At 72.4% G+C, this 22,822-nt stretch carries 16 protein-coding genes; 12 read left to right on the forward strand and 4 right to left on the reverse strand.

The genetic code is table 11. From position 1 onward, the window contains the following. Positions 1–40: 40 nt before the first annotated feature. The gene (locus tag ACIP63_RS11805; RefSeq protein WP_401513933.1) at positions 41–2,836 is read right to left on the reverse strand and encodes a lysylphosphatidylglycerol synthase domain-containing protein; all 2,796 of its coding nucleotides are present in this window, start codon (positions 2,834–2,836) and stop codon (positions 41–43) included. 216 nt (positions 2,837–3,052) lie between these two features. Between ACIP63_RS11805 and ACIP63_RS11810 the strand changes: the two genes are divergently transcribed. The 5 genes from ACIP63_RS11810 (at position 3,053) to nudC (ending at position 13,130) form a co-directional block, all read left to right on the forward strand. Continuing rightward, positions 3,053–3,466: an MGMT family protein gene (locus tag ACIP63_RS11810; RefSeq protein WP_401513935.1), complete on the forward strand. Its 414-nt coding sequence runs from the start codon at positions 3,053–3,055 to the stop codon at positions 3,464–3,466. Between the two features lie 343 nt (positions 3,467–3,809). Beyond that, positions 3,810–7,166 (forward strand): ATP-dependent helicase, encoded by a 3,357-nt coding sequence (locus tag ACIP63_RS11815; protein WP_401513938.1) that lies wholly within the window; start codon positions 3,810–3,812, stop codon positions 7,164–7,166. Positions 7,167–7,226: 60 nt separating this feature from the next. Next, positions 7,227–10,733, forward strand: coding sequence for a UvrD-helicase domain-containing protein (locus ACIP63_RS11820; RefSeq protein ID WP_401513941.1), 3,507 nt, complete (start codon positions 7,227–7,229; stop codon positions 10,731–10,733). A 10-nt stretch (positions 10,734–10,743) separates the two neighbouring features. Further along, entirely contained in the window at positions 10,744–12,138 is a 1,395-nt protein-coding gene (locus ACIP63_RS11825; RefSeq protein ID WP_401513943.1) for a dipeptidase, read from the forward strand. 44 nt (positions 12,139–12,182) lie between these two features. Beyond that, on the forward strand, positions 12,183–13,130 hold the full coding sequence (gene nudC, locus ACIP63_RS11830; RefSeq protein ID WP_401513945.1) for an NAD(+) diphosphatase: 948 nt from the start codon (positions 12,183–12,185) through the stop codon (positions 13,128–13,130). A 118-nt stretch (positions 13,131–13,248) separates the two neighbouring features. On the opposite strand, the gene ACIP63_RS11835 is transcribed toward nudC, so the two are convergent. Further along, entirely contained in the window at positions 13,249–13,506 is a 258-nt protein-coding gene (locus tag ACIP63_RS11835; protein WP_362933496.1) for a mycoredoxin, read from the reverse strand. Between the two features lie 182 nt (positions 13,507–13,688). On the opposite strand from ACIP63_RS11835, the gene ACIP63_RS11840 reads away from it, so the two are divergent. From ACIP63_RS11840 to ACIP63_RS11860, 5 genes are all read left to right on the forward strand, one after another. Then, positions 13,689–15,911, forward strand: a complete 2,223-nt coding sequence (locus tag ACIP63_RS11840) for an ATP-dependent DNA helicase UvrD2 (RefSeq protein WP_401513948.1) — start codon at positions 13,689–13,691, stop codon at positions 15,909–15,911. 167 nt (positions 15,912–16,078) lie between these two features. Further along, positions 16,079–16,408 carry a hypothetical protein gene (locus ACIP63_RS11845; RefSeq protein WP_401513951.1) on the forward strand — a complete coding sequence of 110 codons (330 nt, stop codon included), beginning with the start codon at positions 16,079–16,081 and terminating at the stop codon, positions 16,406–16,408. A gap of 170 nt (positions 16,409–16,578) precedes the next feature. Then, on the forward strand, positions 16,579–16,947 hold the full coding sequence (locus ACIP63_RS11850; RefSeq protein ID WP_033298139.1) for a WhiB family transcriptional regulator: 369 nt from the start codon (positions 16,579–16,581) through the stop codon (positions 16,945–16,947). 17 nt (positions 16,948–16,964) lie between these two features. Then, positions 16,965–17,303 carry a hypothetical protein gene (locus ACIP63_RS11855; protein ID WP_393763371.1) on the forward strand — a complete coding sequence of 113 codons (339 nt, stop codon included), beginning with the start codon at positions 16,965–16,967 and terminating at the stop codon, positions 17,301–17,303. Positions 17,304–17,457: 154 nt separating this feature from the next. Then, entirely contained in the window at positions 17,458–17,661 is a 204-nt protein-coding gene (locus ACIP63_RS11860; RefSeq protein ID WP_401513953.1) for a hypothetical protein, read from the forward strand. Between the two features lie 15 nt (positions 17,662–17,676). On the opposite strand, the gene ACIP63_RS11865 is transcribed toward ACIP63_RS11860, so the two are convergent. Beyond that, the gene (locus ACIP63_RS11865; RefSeq protein WP_401513956.1) at positions 17,677–19,089 is read right to left on the reverse strand and encodes an ABC1 kinase family protein; all 1,413 of its coding nucleotides are present in this window, start codon (positions 19,087–19,089) and stop codon (positions 17,677–17,679) included. Positions 19,090–19,152: 63 nt separating this feature from the next. After that, positions 19,153–20,298 (reverse strand): TOMM precursor leader peptide-binding protein, encoded by a 1,146-nt coding sequence (locus tag ACIP63_RS11870; RefSeq protein ID WP_401513958.1) that lies wholly within the window; start codon positions 20,296–20,298, stop codon positions 19,153–19,155. Between the two features lie 180 nt (positions 20,299–20,478). On the opposite strand from ACIP63_RS11870, the gene ACIP63_RS11875 reads away from it, so the two are divergent. After that, positions 20,479–21,102, forward strand: a complete 624-nt coding sequence (locus ACIP63_RS11875; RefSeq protein WP_401513961.1) for a M48 family metallopeptidase — start codon at positions 20,479–20,481, stop codon at positions 21,100–21,102. 106 nt (positions 21,103–21,208) lie between these two features. After that, the gene (locus ACIP63_RS11880; protein WP_401513963.1) at positions 21,209–22,819 is read left to right on the forward strand and encodes a TerD family protein; all 1,611 of its coding nucleotides are present in this window, start codon (positions 21,209–21,211) and stop codon (positions 22,817–22,819) included. Positions 22,820–22,822 lie beyond the last annotated feature (3 nt).

The following is a 22,822-nucleotide window of genomic DNA, read 5'->3' on the forward strand; positions in this document are numbered from 1 at the left end:
GGCGTCGTCCATGCGAGTGGCGCGCCCTCGCGCGTACGTTCTAGAGCTCTTCCTTGCGGGTCAGCTGGTTGAAGCAGATCCAGCCGGGAAGGACCGGCAGCCAGAGCGTCATCACGCGGTACAGCAGCACGGCCGGCGCCGCCACCTCCTTCGGCAGCCCCACGGCGATCAGACCCAGGGTCAGCGCGCCCTCGACCGCGCCCATGCCGCCCGGGGTGGGCGCCGCGGACCCGATGGCGTTGCCCGCGAGGAAGACCACGGCGATGCTGGCGTAACTGAGCTGGGGGACGTCGGGGCCGCTGAACGCGCGGATCGACGCGTCGAGGCACAGCACGAACAGCCCGGTCAGCAGCAGCATGCCGCCGATGCCGGTGACCAGCTTCTGCGGGCGCTGCACCACATCGAGCATGCGGGGGACGACTCCGGCGAACAGGGACCGCACCCGGGTGACGACGAACTTCCGCAGGAACGGGATCGCCGTCACGACCAGCACGAGCACGGCGACCGTGAGCAGTCCCGCGATGACCGTCCTCGACGGGGTGAGCGAGTCCGGGGTCTTCTCCGTGCCGGTCAGATAACCGAAGAGGGCGAGCAGCAGGATGTGGCAGCCGAGACCGAACAGCTGGGAGGCGCCCACGCTCGCGACGGCGAGCCCCGGGCGCACCCCGGCGCGCTGCAGGAAGCGCGTGTTCAGAGCCACGCCGCCGACCGCCGCCGGTGCCACGATCTTCACGAACGACCCGGCCACCTGTGCCAGGACGGTCTTCCCGAAGGGCACCCGCTCGGGCACGAAGCCGAGCAGGCTCATGGCCGCGGCGACATAGCTCAGGGCCGAGAAGCCCAGCGCCGCCGCCACCCAGCCCCACTCCGCCTGCTCCACGACCGTGCCGAAATCGGCCTCGGTGACCTGGGAGATCAGGAAGTACGCGGCGATGGAACCCGCGATGAAGCTGAAGAGGGTGCGCGGCTTGATGCGCTCCAGGCGGACCGGCTCGACCGGCGCCTGCGGCCTGATCAGCAGCACCTGGCGGCGGATCTGGGCCAGCATGTCCTCCTCGCGGGCCTCTTCCAGGGCGTCGTCTATCGCCCGCTTCTCGGCCTGCTTCTCCGTGCGCAGGGACTTGCGCACGGCCTTGCGGTCGCTGGTCGTGGAGCCCTGTTCCTCCGTCTTGCTCTGCTTCGCCGCCTGCGAGGCCTCCAGCACCGCCTCACGCTCGCGCTGCGAACGCTCCCGGGCGATCCTGCGCAGCGTCGCCCGGGTGGAGCGGCTCAGCGCGATCGGCTGGAGCAGCGGCAGGCAGTCGGCGACGGCGTCGGGCCCGAGCACGGCGAGTGCCCCCTCGACGGCCCGTTCGGCGCCCACGCGCAGACCGGTGGTGGTGAGCAGCTGGGCGATGTCCATGCGCAGGACCAGGTCGCCGGCGGCGATCTCGCCGCCCCGCAGATCGGTGACGAACACCGTGCCGGAACCGTCCACCAGAATGGCGTCCCCGGTCAGCCTGCGGTGCGCGATCCGACGCGACTGGAGCGCCTTTACCTGCCGCCAGGCACCGCGCACCAGGTCGTCGGTGATCTCCTCGTCCTCCATCGCGTCCAGCGAGCGCCCGCCGATGTGCTCGTACACGAGCATCACGGCGTCCGGGCCGAGTTCGGACGTGGCGATCAGCTTGGGCGCGTTGGCTCCGGCGGCGATCGCCGCGTACGCGAGGAGTGCCTCCTGTTCCAGGGCCTGGCGCAGGGACAGGATGGAGCGGCGCTGGGTGATGCTGCGCAGGGTGAGCCTGCGCCACACCCGGTAGAAGAACCCCTGGGCCTGCTGTTCACGGTCGACGACCGTGACGTCCAGCGGTGGCCCGTCCTCCAGGGTCACCAGATAGCGGCGGCCCCGGTCGCTCTGGTCGATGTTGTCGGGAGCGTCCTCCGTGCGCATCGCGGCGACCGGACGGAAGCCGACGTGGCGCAGGCCGGCCATCAGGTGCTGGCCGGTCGGACGGACGTTCGGGGAGCCGACCGCGTACAGGGTGCCGTACGCCACGGTCCAGCCGATCAGCACGGTGAGGACGATCGAGAACGGGGTGGTGTAACCGCCGACCAGCATGGCGAAGGCGTCCAGGAGCAGGACCACCCACAGGACGACCCGCCAGCGGGGCCTGCGGGCCATCCCGACCGCCGTCATATAGGCGATGACGGGGGCCAGATATCCGTGCACGGGATCGGTGAGCGCGTCGCCCGGCTGTGGCTGGGTCAAAGCCTCCCGGATCGTCCCGGGGGCCGACCGGGCGACCCAGAGATCGGTGGCCAGGGTCACCCCGTGCGCCAGTACGGCGGCGAGCACCCCGTCCGCGATCCGCAGCCCGTCGCGTTTCACCAGACGCTCGATCGCGAAGGCGACCGGCACGAGGAGCACGGCGATGCTGGACACCAGGCCGGCGAGCTTGATCAGAAGATCGGGGGCCTGGTCGGTGCCCTTGGAGATGTCGTCCTCGAGGCCCGTGGTGGTCCCCTGGGCGAACGCGGCGACGAAGAACAGCAGAGCGATCGCGAGGACCCCGATGAGGAGACGCATCAGATCGGAGGGGCGGTGGACCCGGGCGGGCAGCAGGGGCTCGTCGCCGGATACGCGGTCCGTCAGTCCCGTGCCGGCCGACGCGAGTGTCGAACCCGCGAGGTGCTCCCCGGACGTCCCAGGGGTCTCTTCGGACGTCCCGGGGGCCCTCCCCGACGTCCCGGGGGTCTTCCCGGCACCGGCCGCACCGGGGCCGCCCGCACCCGGAGCGTCGGGCGCGTCCGGGCGCGGCTCGGCGTCAGAGGCGCCCGCCGCCTTCGGTGGCTGCACGCCCTGCTCCTTAGCCTCTGACGAATCTTCGTGTTCTCGTATCACCGGTCACCGCCCGCATGATGGTGGCACGGCCTGCAGACAGAGGGGGGCATCAGGGTGCATTGCGCGGGCGCGATGCGCAACATACGCGGCTTCGCCACCGCGCGCGCGGTGTTCCGACCGGGACGGCCCGTACAGCCCCCGTTGTCGGTGGCGTACGGCAGGATGGGGCGGATGAGCGAAGACCGGACGAGAGGCAGCGGCCGGCCCGGGGAGGCCCCGCCCCGCCCCGTGACCGCCGAGCTGCCCGTCTACGCCGAGCGGGTCCTGGACGTGGCGGACCTGATCCCGCCCGGCCGGGTCATGACGTACGGCGATGTCGCGGAGTGGCTGGGTGACGGCGGGCCGAGGCAGGTCGGCCGGGTGATGGCCCTGTACGGCTCCGCGGCGCCCTGGTGGCGTGTCGTGCGCTCCGACGGGCTGCTGCTGCCGGGCCACGAACTGCGGGCGCTCGGCCACTACCGCGAGGAGGGCACGCCGCTGAGAGGGGCCCCGCGCAACGCGGAAGGGCATGTCCCGCGCCTCGACATGAAGCGCGCCAGATGGGACGGCGTGACCGGTGGTGCGGGCGACGAAGCTCACATCTGACAGCTTCCGCCATCGTGCCCCGCCGGGACAGGCGGCCGGCCGGTGAGCGGGGCGCTCCGGTGGGTCCGTATGTGACGGGTGACGCGCCCCACCGCCCGCTGTCGGCCTCGCCGCTGGCGTAGCGTCGTCCACACGCGACACGCTCCGCTCCCTCATCCGTCCGTCACGACTCCGTCCGTCACGATTCCGTCCGTCTCCGTCCGTCCGTCTGCGTTTGTCTCCGTCACGACCGGGCCGCCCGCACCCGGGACCCGTCGGACACCAGCAGGCGTCACACCCGGGCCGTCACCTCATGGCCGGCCTCCGCGCAGACCCAGTACACCCACCAGGACCGGCGATCCACGTGAGCTCCTCCTTCACCACCCGGAACAGCCCGCACCGTCAGGCACGGCGGCGGGCTCCGGGCGCGTACCGGCTGGTGCGCACGCCGCCGGGATCCGTGGACCTCCCTCTCCTGGACGCACCGCAGCGGGCCGTGGTTGACCACCGGGACGGCCCGCTGCTCGTCCTCGCCGGACCCGGCACGGGCAAGACCACGACGCTGGTCGAGACGGTGGCCCGGCGCGTGGCCCGCGGCACCGACCCCGCGCGCATCCTCGTCCTCACCTTCAGCCGAAAGGCCGCGGTCGAACTCCGCGACCGGATGGCCGCCCGGCTCGGCGGCACCCGGGGTCCGCAGGCCACCACCTTCCACTCGTACTGCTACGCCCTGGTCCGCGCCCACCAGGACGCCGACCTGTTCGCCGATCCGCTGCGCCTGCTCTCCGGACCCGAGCAGGACGTCGCCGTCCGTGAGCTCCTCGCCGGACAGCTCGGCCTGGAGCAGGCGGGGCTCGCCCATGTCCGCTGGCCGGACGAGCTGCGGGCGTGCCTGACCACCCGGGGCTTCGCCGACGAGGTGCGCGCGGTGCTGGCCCGCAGCCGCGAGCTGGGCCTGGGCCCGGACGCCCTGGCCGCCTTCGCCCGCCGGACGGGCCGCCCGGACTGGAGCGCCGCCGCCCAGTTCCTCGCCGAGTACCTGGACGTCCTCGACGCCCAGGGTGTCCTCGACTACGCCGAACTGGTCCACCGGGCGGTCCTGCTCGCCGAACGGCCGGAGGTGGCGGCGGAGCTGGCCCGGAGCTACGACGTGGTCCTCGTCGACGAGTACCAGGACACGGACCCCTCCCAGGTGCGGCTGCTGCACGCGCTGGCCGGGAACCAGGGCGGCGCCGCGCCGGGCACCGGCGGCGGCCGGACGCTGATCGCCTTCGGGGACCCCGACCAGTCGATCTACGCCTTCCGGGGTGCCGACGTGAACGGCATCCTCGACTTCCCGGACACCTTCCGCCGTGCCGACGGCGCTCCCGCGCCCGTCGGGGTCCTCACCACCTCCCGCCGCTCCGGTGCGAAGCTGCTCGAGGCCACCCGGCTGCTCACCCGCCGGATGCCGCTCACCCGCCTGCCCTCGGCCAAGGTCCGCGCCCACCGCGAGCTGTCCGCCGTGCGCGGAGGCGGCCGTGTCGAGGCGTACACCTATCCGACGCCCTCGACCGAGCTGGAGAACATCGCCGACCTGCTCCGGCGCGCGCACCTGGAGGAGGGAGTGCCCTGGAGGGACATGGCGGTCCTCGTGCGCGCGGGCGGACGTTCGATCCCTGCCGTGCGCCGGGCGCTCACCTCCGCGGGGGTCCCCCTGGAGGTGGACGGCGACGATCTCCCGCTCCGTCACGAGCCGGCGGTCGCCCCGCTCCTGACCGCCCTGCGCACCGTCGCCACGGCCGCCATGCAGCCCGCCCCGCCCGAGGACCCGGACGAGGGGGACCGGACCGGAGGAGAAGCGCGCGGCCCGCTCGACACCGAGACCGCCCTCGCCCTCCTCACCTCGCCCCTCGGCTCCATGGACGCCGCCGACCTGCGCCGTCTCGGCCGGGCCCTGCGCGACGAGGAGCGGGCCGCAGGGAACCGCGTACCGCCGCCGTCCGGGGAGCTGCTGGCCCGGGCGCTCGCCGAGCCCGAGCGCCTGGCCACCCACGATCCGGCGTACGCCCGCGGAGCGCAGCGGCTCGGCGCGCTCCTGCACAAGGCCCGTGAACTCCTGGAGAGCGGCGGCACCGCCGAGGAGGCCCTGTGGACCCTGTGGAACGGCACCCCCTGGCCCGGCCGTCTCGAACGGGCGGCGCTGCGCGGCGGTGCGGGCGGCCGGAACGCCGACCGGGACCTCGACGCCGTATGCGCCCTCTTCGACACCGCGGCACGCGCCGAGGAGCGCACCGGCGGACGCGGCGCGCTCAACTTCCTGGAGGAGGTCGACGCCCAGGACATCGCCGCCGACACCCTGTCCCGGCGTTCCGTGCGGCCCGAGGCCGTACGCCTGATGACCGCTCACCGCTCCAAGGGCCTGGAGTGGCGCCTCGTGGTCGTCGCCGGTGTCCAGGAGGGGCTCTGGCCCGACCTGCGCCGCCGGGGATCACTCCTGGAGGCGGACCGCATCGGGCGCGACGGCCTGGCCGAACCGCTCACCCCGGGGGCGCTCCTGGCCGAGGAGCGCCGCCTGTTCTACGTGGCCGCGACCCGGGCGCGTGAACGTCTGATCGTCACCGCCGTCAAGGCCCCCGCCGACGACGGCGACCAGCCCTCCCGCTTCCTCACCGAGCTCGGCACCGAGCCCCGGGACGTCACCGGACGCCCCCGCCGCCCGCTCGCGGTCGCCTCGCTCGTCGCCGAGCTCAGGGCGACGACCGTCGACCCCGCCGCCTCGGAAGCCCTGCGCGACGCCGCCGCACAACGGCTCGCCCGGCTCGCGGCGCTCACCGACGACGAGGGCCAGCCGCTCGTGCCCGCCGCCCACCCGTACCGCTGGTGGGGTCTGGACGAGCCCACCCGCTCCGAGGTCCCGCTGCGCGACCGGGACCGCCCCGTCGCGCTCTCCGGGAGCGCGCTCGACCAGCTGGCCAACACCTGTGCCCTCCAGTGGTTCCTGGGCCGGGAGGTCAAGGCCGACGCCCCGGCGACAGCGGCCCAGGGCTTCGGCAACGTGGTCCACGTCCTCGCGGACGAGGTGGCCTCCGGGCGTACGGGCGCCGACCTGGACGTCCTGATGGAGCGCCTGGACTCCGTGTGGGACGGCCTGGTCTTCGACGCACCCTGGAAGTCGCAGCAGGAGAAGGACCAGGCGCGCGACGCCCTGGAACGCTTCCTGCGCTGGCACGTCATGGACCGCGGGGGCCGCACCCCGACGGCGAGCGAACACGACTTCGACGTCACCCTCGAAGCGGGCGAGTACGCCGTACGCATCAGGGGATCCATGGACCGGGTCGAGCAGGACACCGAGGGCCGGGCGTACGTCGTCGACTTCAAGACCGGCAAGGGGGCGCCGACCAAGGACGAGGTGGCGTCCCACCCCCAGCTCGCCGTGTACCAGCTGGCGGTCAGGGAAGGCGCCGTCGACGAGGTCTTCGACGGCCGCCGTCCCGACGCGGGCGGCGCCGAACTCGTCCAGCTGCGCCAGCCCGCCCCCAAGAAGGAGGGCGGCGACGCCCTTCCCAAGGTGCAGGCGCAGGAACCCCTCTCCGGGGAATGGGTCTCCGACCTGCTGGCCACGGCCGCCGGCCGGGTCCTGGACGAACGGTTCACCCCGACGACCGGCCAGCACTGCACCCACTGCGCGTTCAAGGCGTCGTGCAGCGCGCAGCCCGAAGGCCGGCAGATCATCGAATGACCGTTTCCGCCGGATCCGGGCGGGACCGCGTTGTCGGTGCGTCCGGTTAGCCTCTCTGGAGTGTCCTCGCGTATCACCGATCCCGAGCAGCTCAAGGAGCTCCTGGGGATTCCCTTCACCCCGGAGCAGACGGCCTGCATCACCGCGCCGCCCGCCCCGCAGGTGATCGTGGCCGGAGCCGGCTCGGGGAAGACCACGGTGATGGCCGCCCGGGTCGTCTGGCTGGTCGGGACCGGGCAGGTCGCCCCGGAGCAGGTCCTCGGCCTCACCTTCACGAACAAGGCCGCCGGTGAGCTCGCCGAGCGGGTCCGCCGGGCGCTCGTCGCCGCCGGGGTCACCGACCCGGACGTCATCGACCCGGACAACCCCCCGGGCGAGCCCAGCATCTCCACCTACCACGCGTTCGCCGGACGGCTCCTCACCGACCACGGCCTGCGGATAGGCCTCGAACCCACCACCCGGCTCCTCGCCGACGCCACCCGCTACCAGCTCGCCGCCCGGGTGCTGCGGGAGGCCCCCGGCCCGTACCCGGCTCTCACCCGGTCCTTCCCCACCCTCGTCAGCGATCTGCTGGCCCTGGACGCCGAGCTCGCCGAGCACCTCGTACGGCCCGAGCAGCTCGCCGAGTACGACACCGAGCTGCTCCACACCCTGGAGACGGCCAGGCTCACCAACGCCGAGCTCCGCAAGCTCCCCGAGACGGCGGAGGCCCGCCGCGAGCTCCTCCAGCTGACCCGGCGCTACCGGGCGGCCAAGCGCAGCCGGGACCTCCTCGACTTCGGCGACCAGATCGCCCTCTCCGCCGAGCTGGCACTCACCCGGCCCGAGGTCGGCGCCATCCTCCGCGACGAGTTCCGGGTGGTCCTGCTCGACGAGTACCAGGACACCTCCGTGGCCCAGCGGCTGCTCCTGGCCGCGCTGTTCGGCGGAGGTGGCGGGAGCGGCACGGCGGGCCACGCGGTCACCGCCGTCGGCGACCCCTGCCAGGCGATCTACGGCTGGCGCGGCGCATCCGTGGCCAACCTCGACGACTTCCCGCACCACTTCCCGCACGCCGACGGCACCCCGGCCACCCGCTACTCCCTCAGCGAGAACCGCCGCAGCGGCGGCCGTCTCCTCCATCTCGCCAACGGCCTCGCCGAACCCCTGCGCGCCATGCACGAGGGCGTCGAGGCGCTGCGCCCCGCACCCGGAGCCGAGAGGGACGGCACGGTCCGGTGCGCCCTCCTGCGCACCCACGCAGAGGAGATCGACTGGCTCGGCGACTCGCTCGCCCACCTCGTGCGGACGGGGACGGCACCCGGGGAGATCGCCGTCCTGTGCCGGACCGCGGGAGACTTCCCCCGCATCCAGGCCGCCCTCGTCGCCCGGGACATCCCGGTCGAGGTCGTCGGCCTGTCCGGGCTGCTCCACCTCCCCGAGGTCGCCGACCTCGTCGCCGTCTGCGAGGTCCTCCAGGACCCCGGGGCCAACGCCTCCCTGGTCCGGCTGCTCACCGGGCCGCGCTGGCGCATCGGACCCCGGGACCTCGCCCTCCTGGGACGCCGCGCCCGCCTCCTCGTCCACCGCTCCACCGCCGGTGACGACGCCGACCCGGACCAGCGCCTGGCCGAGGCCGTCGAGGGCATCGACCCCGCCGAGGTGATCTCGCTCGCCGACGCCCTCGACACCTTCCTGGAGTCCGGCGGGTCCGAGGACGACCAGCTGCCCTTCTCGGCCGAGGCCCGCGTCCGCTTCGCCCGCCTCGCCACCGAGCTCCGCGACCTCCGCCGCTCGCTGGCGGACCCCCTCATGGACGTACTGCACCGGGTCCTCGCGACCACCGGCCTCGAAGTGGAGCTCTCCGCGTCGCCGCACGCCCTGGCCGCGCGCCGCCGCGAGACCCTCGCCAACTTCCTGGACGTCGCGGCCGGCTTCGCCGCGGTGGACGGGGAGGCGACGCTGCTCGCCTTCCTCGGCTTCCTGCGCACCGCCGCGCAGTACGAGAAGGGCCTGGACAACGCCCTGCCCGGTGGCGAGAACACCGTGAAGGTCCTCACCGCCCACAAGTCCAAGGGGCTGGAATGGGACGTCGTCGCCGTCCCCGGCCTCGTCGGCGGCCAGTTCCCCAGCACACAGTCCCGGGACGCGTGGACCTCGCAGTCACAGGTCCTCCCGCACGCCCTGCGCGGCGACGCGGCCACGCTCCCCGCCCTCCACTCCTTCGACGCCAAGGGCCTCAAGGCGTTCAAGGAGGAGCTGAAGGGCCATCAGCACACCGAGGAGCTCCGCCTCGGCTATGTCACCTTCACCCGCCCCCGCAACCTGCTGCTCGGCTCCGGCCACTGGTGGGGCCCGTCCCAGAAGAAGCCCCGGGGCCCGTCCGCGTTCCTGGACGCGCTGTACGAGCACTGCGCGGCCGGCCACGGCGAGATCGAGGTCTGGGCCGACGAGCCCGGGGAGGACGAGGAGAACCCGGCGCTCCAGGAGAAGGACGCCGACCATGCCTGGCCGCTCCCGCTCGACGACACCGCCATGGCCCGCCGCCGCGCCGCCCGGGACACGGTGCTGGCACACCTGGAGGCACTGGCGGCCACGCCCGTACCGGATGTGTACGAGGCGCAGGAACCGCCCCACGACGACGAGCCTCCCTATGAGGACGAGCCCCCGTACGAGGACGAGTTTCCGTACGAGGACGAGGTGCCGCCGTACGACGAGGCGGACGCCCCGTACGACGACCCGTTCCCCGACGGCGAGCCCGTCGCACCCACCGGGCGGGTCCCGTCGCCGGACGGCGGCCAGGGCCCGGACGGCGCCGGGCCGCCTCCGCACGGAGCGGCTCCCGCCCCGCACGTCCCGGCCGCCCGTGCCCCGGGGGACGAGGTCCTCACCCCGGAGGAGTCCCGCGCCCTCGCCTCCTGGGACCGGGACCTCGACGCCCTCGCCGGTGAGCCGCGCCGCGCCCGCGCGGCCGTGCGCGACGTCGTCGTACCGGCCACGCTCTCCGCCACCCAGCTCCTGCACCTCGCCGACGACCCCGACGGCTTCGCCCGGGAGCTCGCCCGCCCCATGCCCCGCCCCCCGCAGCCCGCCGCCCGCCGGGGGACGCGCTTCCACGCCTGGGTGGAGTCCCGGTTCGAGGAGCTGCCCCTGCCCATGCTGGGCCCGGACGAGCTCCCCGGGGGCGACGGAAGCGACGCGGAGATCGCCGACGAGCGTGACCTCGCCGAGCTCAAGGAGGCATTCGAGCGCACCGCGTACGCCCGGCGCACCCCGTACCGCGTCGAGACACCGTTCCAGATCACGCTCGGAGGCCGGGTGATCCGAGGGCGGATCGACGCGGTCTACCGCACAGGGGACTCGTACGAGATCGTCGACTGGAAGACCGGCCGGCACCGCACGGCCGACCCGCTCCAGCTCGCCGTCTACCGCCTGGCCTGGGCCGAACTGCACGGGCTGCCGCTGGAGGCGGTCACCGCGACCTTCCTCTACGTGCGCACCGGGGAGACGTCCCGCCCCACGGGGCTGCCGGGCCGGGAGGAGCTGGAGAAGCTCCTGCTGGACGAGCCACCTCCCCAGGGCCGATAGGCTCATAACCATGAGCGACACCCCGGACAGCGCCGTCCGTACGTACACCGAGCAGCACCGCGCGGCCTTCCTCGACGACCTCGCCGAGTGGCTGCGCATCCCGTCCGTGTCCGCCCAGCCGGAGCACGACGGGGACGTACGGCGCAGCGCCGAGTGGCTGTCCGCCAAGCTCGCGGAGACCGGGTTCCCGGTCACCGAGATCTGGGAGACGCCCGGCGCTCCGGCGGTCTTCGCCGAGTGGCCCTCACAGGACCCGGACGCACCCGTCGTCCTCGTCTACGGCCACCACGACGTGCAGCCCGCGGCCCGCGAGGACGGCTGGAGCAGCGACCCGTTCGAGCCGGTGATCCGCGACGGCAGGATGTACGGACGAGGTGCGGCCGACGACAAGGGGCAGGTGTTCTTCCACACACTCGGTGTGCGCGCCCACCTCGCCGCGACCGGCCGCACGACCCCCGCCGTGCACCTCAAGCTCCTGGTCGAGGGCGAGGAGGAGTCGGGCTCACCGCACTTCCGCGCCCTGGCCGAGGAGCGGTCCGCCCGCCTGGCGGCCGACGCCGTGATCGTCTCCGACACCGGCATGTGGGACGAGAACACCCCCACCGTCTGCACGGGCATGCGCGGCCTCGCGGAGTGCGAGATCGAGCTGTACGGCCCGGACCAGGACATCCACTCCGGGTCCTTCGGCGGTGCGGTGCCCAACCCCGCGACCGCGCTGGCCCGCCTCGTCGCAGCTCTCCACGACACGGAGGGCAGGGTCGCGGTCCCTGGCTTCTACGACGGCGTCGCCGAGCTCACCGAGACCGAACGCGCCCTCTTCGCCGAGCTGCCCTTCGACGAGGACGTATGGCTGCGCACGGCCGCCTCCCACGCCGCCGCGGGTGAGGCCGGCTACTCCACCCTGGAGCGCGTCTGGGCCCGCCCCACCGCCGAGGTCAACGGCATCGGCGGCGGTTACCAGGGGGCGGGCAGCAAGACCGTCATCCCCTCGTCCGCCCTGGCGAAGCTGAGCTTCCGGCTGGTCGCGGGCCAGGACCCGGAGCGGATCCAGGAAGCGGTCCGCACCTGGGCCGAGGCCCTGATCCCGGCCGGTGTACGCCACCGGATCACCTTCGCCCCCGCCACCCGTCCCTGTCTGACGCCCCTGGACCACCCCGCCCTCCAGGCGGTGGCCCGCGCCATGGGGCGGGCCTTCGGGACGAAGATCCTCTTCACCCGCGAGGGAGGTTCGGGTCCCGCCGCCGACCTTCAGGACGTGCTCGGCGCACCCGTTCTCTTCCTGGGTATCTCCGTACCGTCCGACGGCTGGCACGGCCCCGACGAGAAGGTCGAACTCGGCCTCCTCCTCAAAGGCGTGGAGACCACCGCCCATCTGTGGGGCGAGCTGGCCGACGCACTCCGCTGAATCTCTGAACGCCCGATCCACCCCCGGGGGAGTAGGAAGCACCTGTGAGCACCTTCGACAACGCCACCGCAGACCGTCCGATCGGTCTCACCGCGCCCAGTGGCATCGACCGCGCGGCGCACCACCGGCTCGACGAGGCCTGGCTCGCCGCGGCCTGGAGCCACCCGACGACCAGAGTCTTCGTCGTCTCCGGGGGCCAGGCGCTCATCGACGACACCCCCGACGGCGGCACCGAGCTCGTCATGACGCCCGCCTTCGAGGCGCCCGTCACCGAGACCCACCGCTACTTCCTGGGCACCGACGAGGACGGCGTGAGCTACTTCGCGCTCCAGAAGGACTCCCTTCCGGGCCGTATGGACCAGTCCGCACGGCCCGCCGGTCTCCGCGAGGCCGGGATGCTCCTCGGCCCGCGGGACGCCGGACTGATGGTGCACGCGGTGGCTCTGGAGAACTGGCAGCGGCTGCACCGCTTCTGCTCACGCTGCGGCGAGCGCACCGTCATCGCGGCGGCCGGGCACATCCGCCGCTGCCAGGCCTGCGGGGCGGAGCACTACCCGCGTACCGACCCCGCCGTGATCATGCTGGTCACGGACGACCAGGACCGTGCCCTGCTGGGACGCCAGGTGCACTGGCCCGAGGGCCGCTTCTCCACTCTCGCCGGCTTCGTCGAGCCGGGGGAGTCGATCGAGCAGTCCGTGGCCCGCGAGGTGTTCGAGGAGGCCGGGGTCGTCATCGGCGAGGTCGAGTACATCGCCAGCCAGCCCTGGCCGTTCCCCTCCAGCCTGATGCTCGGCTTCATGGCGCGCGCCACCACGTCCGAGATCGACGTGGACGGCGAGGAGATCGAGGAGGCCCGCTGGTTCTCCCGCGAGGAGCTGACCGCCGCCTTCGACTCGGGTGAGGTGCTGCCCCCCTTCGGCGTCTCGATCGCGGCGCGTCTGATCGAACTCTGGTACGGCAAGCCGCTCCCCAGGCCGGGCGCCAACGGCTGACGGTCCGGGCGGACACGGCTACGGCCCCGGGGAGTCCCACCCGGGGCCGCTCGGACCGAGTACACGAAACCCCCGGTCAGCTCCAGGCCGATCAGGGGTTGTGCGTGCGTCACGCCGGTCAGACGCCGAGGGCCTGCTTCACCTGCGCGAGGCTCGGGTTCGTCATGACGACCTCGGAGCCGCCCTGCGCGGGAACCACCAGAACCGTCGGAACCGTCTGGTTTCCGCCATTCGCCTTCTCGACGAAGGCTGCCGAGTCCGGGTCCTGCTCGATGTTGACCTCGGTGTACGCGATACCTTCGCGGTCCATCTGCCCCTTGAGCCGGCGGCAGTAGCCGCACCACGTGGTGCTGTACATCGTCACAGTGCCCGGCATGTCGTCGGCGCTCCTTCGTCTTGTCCGTCTGAATGCGGGACCGTCCGCACGCGCACGTTCCCGCATGGAGGCAACGCACGGGACCTGACCACCATTCCCGCGCGGCCCCGGCCGGTATGACGAACGGCACCCCCTGTGGACAACCGCCACGGCGGCCCCTCACGACCTGGCAGCATGGCAGGGTGACAGCAGCAACGCATTCCACCCTCTTCCCACAGGTCCCCGACACCGCGGACGCCGTGCTGGACGGGCTCGACCCCGAGCAGCGCGAGGTCGCGCTGGCCCTCGGCGGACCCGTGTGCGTGCTCGCCGGAGCCGGGACGGGCAAGACGCGGGCGATCACGCACCGCATCGCGTACGGGGTGCGTGCCGGGATCCTCCAGCCGACCACCGTGCTCGCCGTCACCTTCACCAACCGGGCCGCCGGGGAGATGCGGGGGCGGCTCCGCCAGCTCGGAGCCACGGGAGTCCAGGCCCGTACGTTCCACTCCGCGGCCCTGCGCCAGCTCCAGTACTTCTGGCCGAAAGCAGTCGGTGGCGATCTTCCACGCCTGGTGGAGCGCAAGGTCCAGCTGGTCGCCGAGGCCGCGGCCCGCTGCGGGGTCCGGCTCGACCGCAACGAGCTGCGGGACACCACCAGCGAGATCGAGTGGGCCAAGGTCACCCAGACCGTCCCCGCCGACTACCCGGCGGCGGTGGCCAAGACCCAGCGGGACGTCCCGCGCGACCCGGCCGAGCTCTCCCAGATCTACGCGATGTACGAGCAGCTGAAGCGCGACAGGTCGGTGATCGACTTCGAGGACGTGCTGCTGCTCACCGTCGGCATCCTCCAGGACCGCCACGACATCGCCGAGCATGTGCGCCGCCAGTACCAGCACTTCGTCGTCGACGAGTACCAGGACGTCAGCCCGCTCCAGCAGCGGCTCCTCGATCTCTGGCTCGGCGACCGGGACGATCTCTGCGTCGTCGGCGACGCCGGCCAGACGATCTACTCCTTCACCGGTGCCACCCCCGACCACCTGCTGAATTTCCGCACCCGCCACCCGGACGCGACGGTGGTCAAGCTGGTGCGCGACTACCGCTCCACGCCCCAGGTCGTCCACCTGGCCAACGGCCTGCTGAGCCAGGCCCGGGGCCGGGCGGCCGAACACCGGCTGGAGCTGGTCTCCCAGCGGGACAAGGGCCCCGAACCCGTCTACACGGAGTACGCGGACGAGCCCGCCGAGGCCGAGGGCACCGCACGCCGGATCCGTGATCTGATCGCCGCCGGCGTCCCGGCCGGTGAGATCGCCGTGCTGTACCGCGTCAATTCCCAGTCCGAGGTCTACGAGCAGGCACTCGCGGACGCGGGCGTGCCCTACCAGCTGCGCGGCGCCGAGCGCTTCTTCGACCGGCCCGAGGTGCGGGAGGCGGGCGTCGCCCTGCGCGGTGCCGCCCGCGCGGGAGGCAACGACGCGCTGCTCGACGGCGCCGACGACCTGCCCTCCGAGGTGCGGGCGGTGCTCTCCACCAAGGGATGGACCTCCAAGCCGCCGGCCGGCTCAGGAGCGGTGCGGGACCGCTGGGAGTCCCTCGCCGCCCTGGTGCGCCTGGCCGAGGACTTCGAACAGGCCAAGCCGGGGGCGACGCTCTCCGATCTCGTGGCCGAGCTCGACGAGCGGGCCGCCGCCCAGCACGCGCCCACGGTCCAGGGCGTCACTCTGGCGTCGCTGCACTCGGCGAAGGGACTGGAGTGGGATGCCGCGTTCCTCGTCGGCCTGACCGAGGGCATGATGCCCATCGCCTACGCCAAGACGGACGAACAGGTCGAGGAGGAGCGCCGCCTGCTGTACGTCGGGGTCACCCGGGCCCGCTTCCACCTCTCGTTGTCCTGGGCGCTGTCCCGGTCACCGGGCGGCCGGGGGAACCGCCGGGCGACCCGCTTCCTCAACGGGCTGCGGCCCGGCTCGGCCGCGCTCGGCACGCGGGGCGGCGCCGGGGGAGGAGGCGGCATCGACCGGGGATCACGCGCGGGCACGGGCGCCTCCGGCACGGAGCGGCCGGTCCGGGCCGGACGGAGGGGCCCGGCCCGGTGCCGGGTCTGCGGCAAGACCCTCACCGAGGCCGGCGAGATGAAACTGATGCGCTGCGAGGACTGTCCCTCGGACATGGACGAGGGGCTGTACGAGCGGCTGCGCGAGTGGCGCGCGGACCGGGCGAAGGAGATCAGCCAGCCCGCGTACTGCGTCTTCACCGACAAGACACTCATGGCGATCGCCGAGGCCGCGCCGGTCAGCGAGGGGGAGCTCGTCGTCATCGCCGGTGTCGGGAACCGGAAGCTGACCAGGTTCGGGGCCGACGTGCTGGACATCTGCGCAGGTCGGACGGTGGGTCAGGAGCTCGGAGAGGGCGACGGCGAGGTGTGAGGAAAACTCGTCGAGAAAATAGTTTGCGCCCACAGCAGTCATCACCATAGGTTCTTAACCACGGGAACAGCGACTTCTCTGAAGCCCTGACTCCGTGCTGTACTTATCCGAATACCGCAGGATCGGCCCCGGCCGGTCCCTTGAGACGCCGAGAGGAGGCGATTGTCGTGATCAGCATCATCAACACCATCAAAATGACCGATCCGTCGGTCGTCTCCACCTGCTCGCTCGGCCTCACCCGCTCTTCGGAGCTCTCGCTTCGTGGCACCGGTGTGTCCGGCATCTCCGTGGTCAGCCCGCTGTCCCTGGCGAGCCTGCCCGTGCGGGAGCGCAATGAGCGACCGACCGAGGCACCGGAAGCAGCAGTAGTGAAGGGACAGGCCTCGGCCTATGCCTTTGCGGCAGCCGCAGCCGGTGCCGGAGCCAAGAAGCAGACGACGCAGCACCACACGATGTGGGCCTTCCGTGGGCCTGAACCCTGGAGTGATCCAGCCTGAGAGCAATCAGGCCGGCGCCTTCAGGGCCGCGGAACCCCACTCGGGATCCGCGGCCCTTTTGTTTTGTCCGAACGGATGAGACGAGACGAAGGAGCCTCGGGACAGCAGGACCTGGTACCAGCCGCCAACCGGCCAACAGGCCGGCACGACCAGACGAGGACAACGCCACCGTGCAACTCGAGACGCACGCCCCGTCCGTACCGCCTTCCGACACGATCTCCCCGCCCGGCCTCACGGAGGACTCCACCTTGATCCCCCTCACCGCGCTCACCGCGCTCGACGACGCCATCGAGAACCTCGGCGTACCCGTCCCCTGTCGTTCCTACGACCCGGAGGTCTTCTTCGCCGAGTCCCCGGCCGACGTCGAGTACGCCAAGTCCCTCTGCCGGACCTGTCCGCTGGTCGAGGCCTGCCTCGCCGGCGCCAAGGAGCGGCGCGAGCCGTGGGGCGTCTGGGGCGGCGAGCTCTTCGTCCAGGGCGTCGTCGTCGCCCGCAAGCGGCCGCGTGGCCGCCCGCGCAAGAACCCGGTCGCGGCGTGACTCCCGGCCTGGGGGTCATGTCCCCCACACGAACGAAGCGCATCGGAACCATCGACCGTCCCCAGACCCATGACCCCCGGAATCAGGCACCAATGACCACCACGACGAGGGAGCCCGTCGGCTCCGCCACCCCGGACGTCACCATCATCGGCGCGAACGACTCGCGTCAGAACAGGACCCGCGAGATGCAACTCATCCCAGAAGCCCTGGCTCGTGCGCATATGCACGACCGCCTGAGGGAAGCCGAGGAGGGACGTCAGGCAGTGCGCCTGGTGGCCGCCCGGCGGATGCAGCGCCGTGCGGAGCGTGCCTCGATGCGCGCCCGCCGCGCGCTCGCCATGGCCGTCATGCACTGACAGCCGAACCAGCAGTACGGCGCACCACGGCTGCCGGGCCACCGCTCGGCCCCTGAGGCAGCCACCCTCCCCATCAGCGGGGCCGGTCCGAACAGGCCGGCCCCGCAGTGCGTTGCGGCGCGCGCCGTCCGGCCTGCGGCGTTATCGTCGCGAGGTGGACGAGGAGACCCAACACCCCGCGGACCCGGCCGGCGGCCACGTGGCGTGTGCCCGCTGCGGCACCGTCGCCGACTCGGACCCGCCGCCTCCGACATGGCTCTGCTCCATGGAGAACGGCGGACGCGAGTACTTCTGCGAGGACTGCGCGCGCACCCACATCAGGGCGATCGAGAGCAGGCTCGACTCAGCCTGGTGGTGACCTCGCTACACCCCGCTACACCTCGACCGCCGTCTCCTCCTCGGCGCCGTCCTCGTCCGGTTCGTACTCCAGGAGGAACCCCGGCAGCCAGGACTCCAGTTCGTCGCGGAGACGGACCGTCGCCCCCAGCTGGCAGAGCACCCCGATCGTGCTCAGCGTCACCCGGTGTATCAGCAGATACGAGGGCGGGAGGTTCAGCTGCTTCCCCAACTGGTGTGCCGGCGAGCGCGGATCGGCGATCCGGGCGGCCTGGCTGCGCAACCAGGAGCGGGTGAAGGTGAACTCGTCCGCCTGCGCCGGTTCGATGATGGGGATCAGGTAGTCGAGCACGGCGTCCGGTTCGAGATCGATCGACTCCTTCACGAAGCCTGCCTCACGCAGCATGGCGTAGACGGCGTCGGCGTCCCCGTCCAGCGTCATCCGCAGGGCATCACCGATGGTCTGCGGCAGACCGCCCGGAAGCCGGTCCACCGTGCCGAAGTCCAGCACCCCCAGCCGCCACAGGTCCGCGTCCCCGTCGAGGCCGTCCGCGTCCCCGGCGGTCGCCTCCGGCGGGGGCAGCAGCCGGAAGTTGCCCGGATGCGGATCCGCGTGGAGGAGACCGGTGCGTGCCGGCCCCGAGAAGAGGAAGCGCGCCAGCAGCTGGCCAGCCCGGTCCCGCTGTTCCGCCGTGCCGTCAGCGATCACCTCCGACAGCGGAATTCCGTCGATCCACTCCGTGACCAGCACCTGTTCGGACCGGTGGACCACACCCGGGATCACCACATCGGGATCGTCCTCGAACTCCGCGGCGTGCTCCTGCTGGGCCTGTGCCTCGAGCTCGTAGTCCAGCTCCTCGGACACCCGGTCGCGGAGCTCCGTGATGAGCGGCTTGATGTCCATCCCGGGGACGAGCGGCCCGAACAGCCGTGCGAAGCGGCTGAGTTGGGTGAGATCCGACAGCAACGCCTCACCGGCGCCCGGGTACTGCACCTTCACGGCGACGTCCCGCCCGTCGTGCCACACGGCGCGGTGGACCTGCCCGATCGAGGCGGCGGCGGAGGGCAGGTCCTCGAACTCGGTGAACAGCTCCCGCCAGTCCTCGCCGAGCCGCTCCGCCAGGACCCCGTGGACCGTGCGGGTCGGCATGGGTGGCGCCGCCTCCTGCAGCTTGGTCAGCGCCGCCCGGTAGGGCCCCGCGACATCTTCGGGCAGCGCGGATTCGAAGACGGACAGCGCCTGCCCGAGCTTCATCGCACCGCCCTTCAGTTCGCCGAGGACCTTGAAGAGCTGGTCCGCCGTGCGCTGCTGGACCTCGCGGGCCACTATCTCGGCGGACTTCCCGCCGATCCGTTTGCCCAGACCCCATGTGGCACGGCCGGCGAAGCCGAGCGGCAGGGCTGCCAGCTTCGCGGTACGGGTGACCGCCTTCCGGGGAAGATCAGACATGTGCCCCTCCATTTCCCAGACTGCCGTGCGGCGTGCGTATCGGCTCCGCTCCGGCGGCGGCGGTCACCCGGCCATTGTGTCCTGCGTGGCGCCGACCGCGGGGGTGAGCTCCACCTCAGTGTGCCCGGCGGCACCGCAGTCGCAGCCGGGGTGGGGCCGCAGTTGCTCCGACCGCCAGTCCAGCATCGGCATGGCGGCCTCCCACCGCGCCCCCGTGCTGGCGGGCAGCTCTCCGTCGAGAAAGGAGAGCGCGTGGGCCGCGGCGAGGCCGGCCACGGCGGTCGCCACACCCAGATCGCAGGCCTGCACGCAGGTGCGCCGCCCGGACCTCCACTGCGCGAGCATCCGTGGCCACTGGGGATCCGCCTCCGCGCGGCGCAGCGCAAGACAGCCCGCGCAGCCGGTGCCTCCGGGCAGCACCAACGGCCCGACCACTCCGGTGGCTTCGATCACTCCCGCGTAGAGGTGCGGCGTACCCGAAGAGATCCACGGTGCGGCGGTATTCGGATCGGGGGCGTACACGGAGAGGCCGTCCCTGGGCGCCACCACGATCAGGGACAGCGCGGGTTCGCCCCGCGCCGGAGCCTCGGACGCCCCGCCCGACCGCGGAGGACCACCGACCGCGGACCTGCGCACCAGCTGCCGTGCCGCCGTGTCACGGCGCTCGCCGACCGACGACGCCGGGAGGCCGCCCGGCGCCACGTCCCAGGGCTCGGTGCGGCCCCCGTCGAGCACCTCGACGTGGCCCACCCCTGACCCGGACAGCACCGCGGCGACCGCCGCGCCGACCCGGCCCGCTCCGCGCACCTGCACCCGCATCGCGCGCCGGGCCGCGAGCGTGCGCAGCCCGCCGCCGGGCGTCGGATGGACCACGGAGAGCGCCGCGGCGTCGGGACGCTGCCGCTCGAGGGTCTCGGCCCGCCGGCGTAAGGCCTCGGCCTCGGGGCCGCCCGCATCCGGATCGTCCAGCAGACCTGCCTCCGTGAGGCGCGATACGAGAATGTCCACGTGACGGTCCGACAGGTCAAGAGCCCTCGCCTCTTCGCGGAGCAGAGGAAGTCCGCGTGTTCCGTCGAGGAGTTCCAGAAAGCTTCCGGTGGCGATGTCCATCGGCCCCAGCGTTACCGCGTGTGCGGGCGTCACGCCGAATTGCACGGTGTTCCGTCCACGCCAGGCACGGCGGAGTGCGGGCTTCAGCATAGGATGCATGACTTCTCCCAGGTCGGTGTCGGGATCCGTTGCCAGAATGCAACATGGCGGCGAAACGGGCGGAAAGTTATCCACAGGCTGGGGCATTAGTCGTTCAAACGGTGCAAGCCGAGAAGTGGATCAACGTCGGACCGCCGAGGAGGCGGGACTTCCCGCGCCGCCAACGGGTAACGTCGAGTCGTGCCCGCCGACCCCTCTCCCGGTCTCGCCGGTGAGACCCCTGCGCGCAGCGCCGGACGCCAGCAGCGCAGCGCAGCCACCCAGCAGCCCCGCGCATCGGTGACGAGCGCGGTCGAGGTCCGCAGAAGCACCCGTCGCAGCAGAACGGTCTCCGCGTACCGCGAGGGCGACCGCACCATCGTGCTCATCCCGGCCCGGATGTCCGAGGCCGAGGAGCAGCGGTGGATCGGCGTGATGCTCGACAAGCTCGCCGCGCAGGAGAGCAGACGCCGCATCGGCGACAGCGACCTCGCCGACCGGGCCGAGCGGCTCTCCGGTCAGTACCTCGACGGCCGGGCGCGGCCGGCCTCCGTGCGATGGGTGACCAACCAGAACACCCGTTGGGGCTCCTGCACCCCGGCCGAGGGCAGCATCCGCCTCTCACACCGCCTGCAGGGGATGCCGGAGTACGTCCTCGACTACGTCCTCCTCCACGAGCTGGCCCATCTGCTGGTGCCGGGCCACGGACCGCGTTTCTGGCGGCTCCTGGAGGCGTACCCCCGGACCGAGCGGGCGCGGGGCTACCTCGAAGGAGTCGTGGCGGCCGACCGGCTCCCGCATCTGCCCGCAGCCCGCGAAGAGTGACGTCGCCGATTCTGTACCGGGTCTGTACCGGCTTGGCTCGATGTCGTGGTTTGCGGTTAGCCTGACGCGAGGCATTCACCTTCGGGATGGGGGACGGTCGTTACGCATGGCCAGGGAATTTCAGCGCGGCCACAAGGCCAAGATCAGTGATCTCACGTCAGGGACGGATCTGTACGTAGGTGTGCAGATCGCGGGCCCCGGCCTGACGTTCGACATCAGCTGCTTCGGTCTCGACGCCAATGAGCAGCTCTCCGACGACCGGTATTTCATCTTCTTCAATCAGCCGAAATCACCGGAGGAGTCCATTCAGCTTCTCGGTGCCCAGGCCGGTGACACCGAATCGTTCCGCGTCACCCTCGACCGCATTCCGGCGAACATCCACAAGCTGTCCTTCACCGCCACGCTCGATGGTGCCGGGCAGATGTCGCAGGTCGGCCCCGGATACATCCGGATCGTCGCGGGCGGCGAGGAAGTGGTGAAGTACGCCTTCACGGGCTCGGAGTTCACCACCGAGCGCGCGGTCATGCTCGGCGACTTCTATCTCAAGGACGTCTGGCGGTTCGCCGCAGTCGGCCAGGGCTTCGACGGCGGACTCGACGCGCTGCTCAAGAACTTCGGCGGGGAGGTCGCCGAGGAGGCCCCCGCCGCGCCGCCCCAGGGCGCCGCCCCCGCGTTCGCACCGCCCGCCCAGGCCTCCGCGCCCCCTGCCTTCGGTGCTCCGGCCGCACCCCAGGCACCGCAGCCCGCTCCGGCATTCGGCGCTCCGGCGGCACCGGCTCCCGCGCCGCAGCAGCAGCCGGTGCACGCCGCGCCGACCCTCGCGGCCCCCATGGCGCCGGCACCGCAGGCTCCCGCACCGTACGGGCAGCCGCCCCAGCAGCCGCAGTTCGGACAGGTCCCGGGGCAGGGTGCCCCGCCCGTCGCCCCGCCGTACGGACAGCAGCCGCCGGCCGCGCCGCAGTTCGGCCAGCAGGCTCCGGGACCGTTCGGCCAGCAGCCCCCAGGCATGCAGCCAGGTGCGCCGCAAGGCGTACCCCAGGGTGTCCCCGCGGGTGGCGCGGGCCTCCAGGCCGCACTGCAGCCCTACAAGGAGACGGCCACCGGGCAGCGCTGGACCTCGCAGAACCAGCAGCTCATGCGCGTCGACCTCACGATGGGCGGCACACCGGTGCTGGCCCGCCAGGGCAGCATGGTGATGTATCAGGGCAAGGTCGACTTCGGCTACAAGGGAGCCGGCTTCGCGGGCCGCATGGTCGGCAACGCCACGGGCCAGGAGATGCAGCTGATGCGCTGCAGCGGCCGTGGCCAGGTCTTCCTCGCCGAGGACGGATCGCATCTGCATCCCATCGAGCTGCAGGGCGACGGCATCTGCGTCTCCGCCGAGAGCGTGCTCGCCTTCGACGAGTCCCTGCAGTACGAGGTCCGCAGGATCGAGGGCCACGGGATTCCCGGCGGCGCCCTCTTCACCATGCAGTTCCAGGGCACCGGCACCGTCGTCGTCAAGACCCACGGTGTGCCGGTCGTCCTGCCGGTCACCCCGACCACCTTCGCCGACTGCAACGCCGTCGTGGCCTGGTCGTCGGCGTCCCAGGTGATCATCTCCAGCCAGGTCCGGCTGCGCCGCAACGCGTACCCGGGGCACAGCGGGGAGACCGTGAACCTCCAGTTCCGGGGAGCGCCCGGCAACTTCATCGTCGTCCAGCCCTACGAGGTCTGAGGG

The sequence above is a fragment of the Streptomyces sp. NPDC088746 genome (assembly GCF_044751065.1).
Taxonomy (GTDB): Bacteria; Actinomycetota; Actinomycetes; order Streptomycetales; family Streptomycetaceae; genus Streptomyces.

Coding starts and splice junctions, on each gene's coding strand:
- ACIP63_RS11810 (WP_401513935.1), top strand. CDS start 3,053: ATGAGCGAAGACCGGACGAGAGGCAGCGGCCGGCCCGGGGAGGCCCCG.
- ACIP63_RS11825 (WP_401513943.1), top strand. CDS start 10,744: ATGAGCGACACCCCGGACAGCGCCGTCCGTACGTACACCGAGCAGCAC.
- ACIP63_RS11835 (WP_362933496.1), bottom strand. CDS start 13,506: ATGCCGGGCACTGTGACGATGTACAGCACCACGTGGTGCGGCTACTGC.
- ACIP63_RS11855 (WP_393763371.1), top strand. CDS start 16,965: ATGTCCCCCACACGAACGAAGCGCATCGGAACCATCGACCGTCCCCAG.
- ACIP63_RS11865 (WP_401513956.1), bottom strand. CDS start 19,089: ATGTCTGATCTTCCCCGGAAGGCGGTCACCCGTACCGCGAAGCTGGCA.
- ACIP63_RS11870 (WP_401513958.1), bottom strand. CDS start 20,298: ATGCATCCTATGCTGAAGCCCGCACTCCGCCGTGCCTGGCGTGGACGG.
- ACIP63_RS11880 (WP_401513963.1), top strand. CDS start 21,209: ATGGCCAGGGAATTTCAGCGCGGCCACAAGGCCAAGATCAGTGATCTC.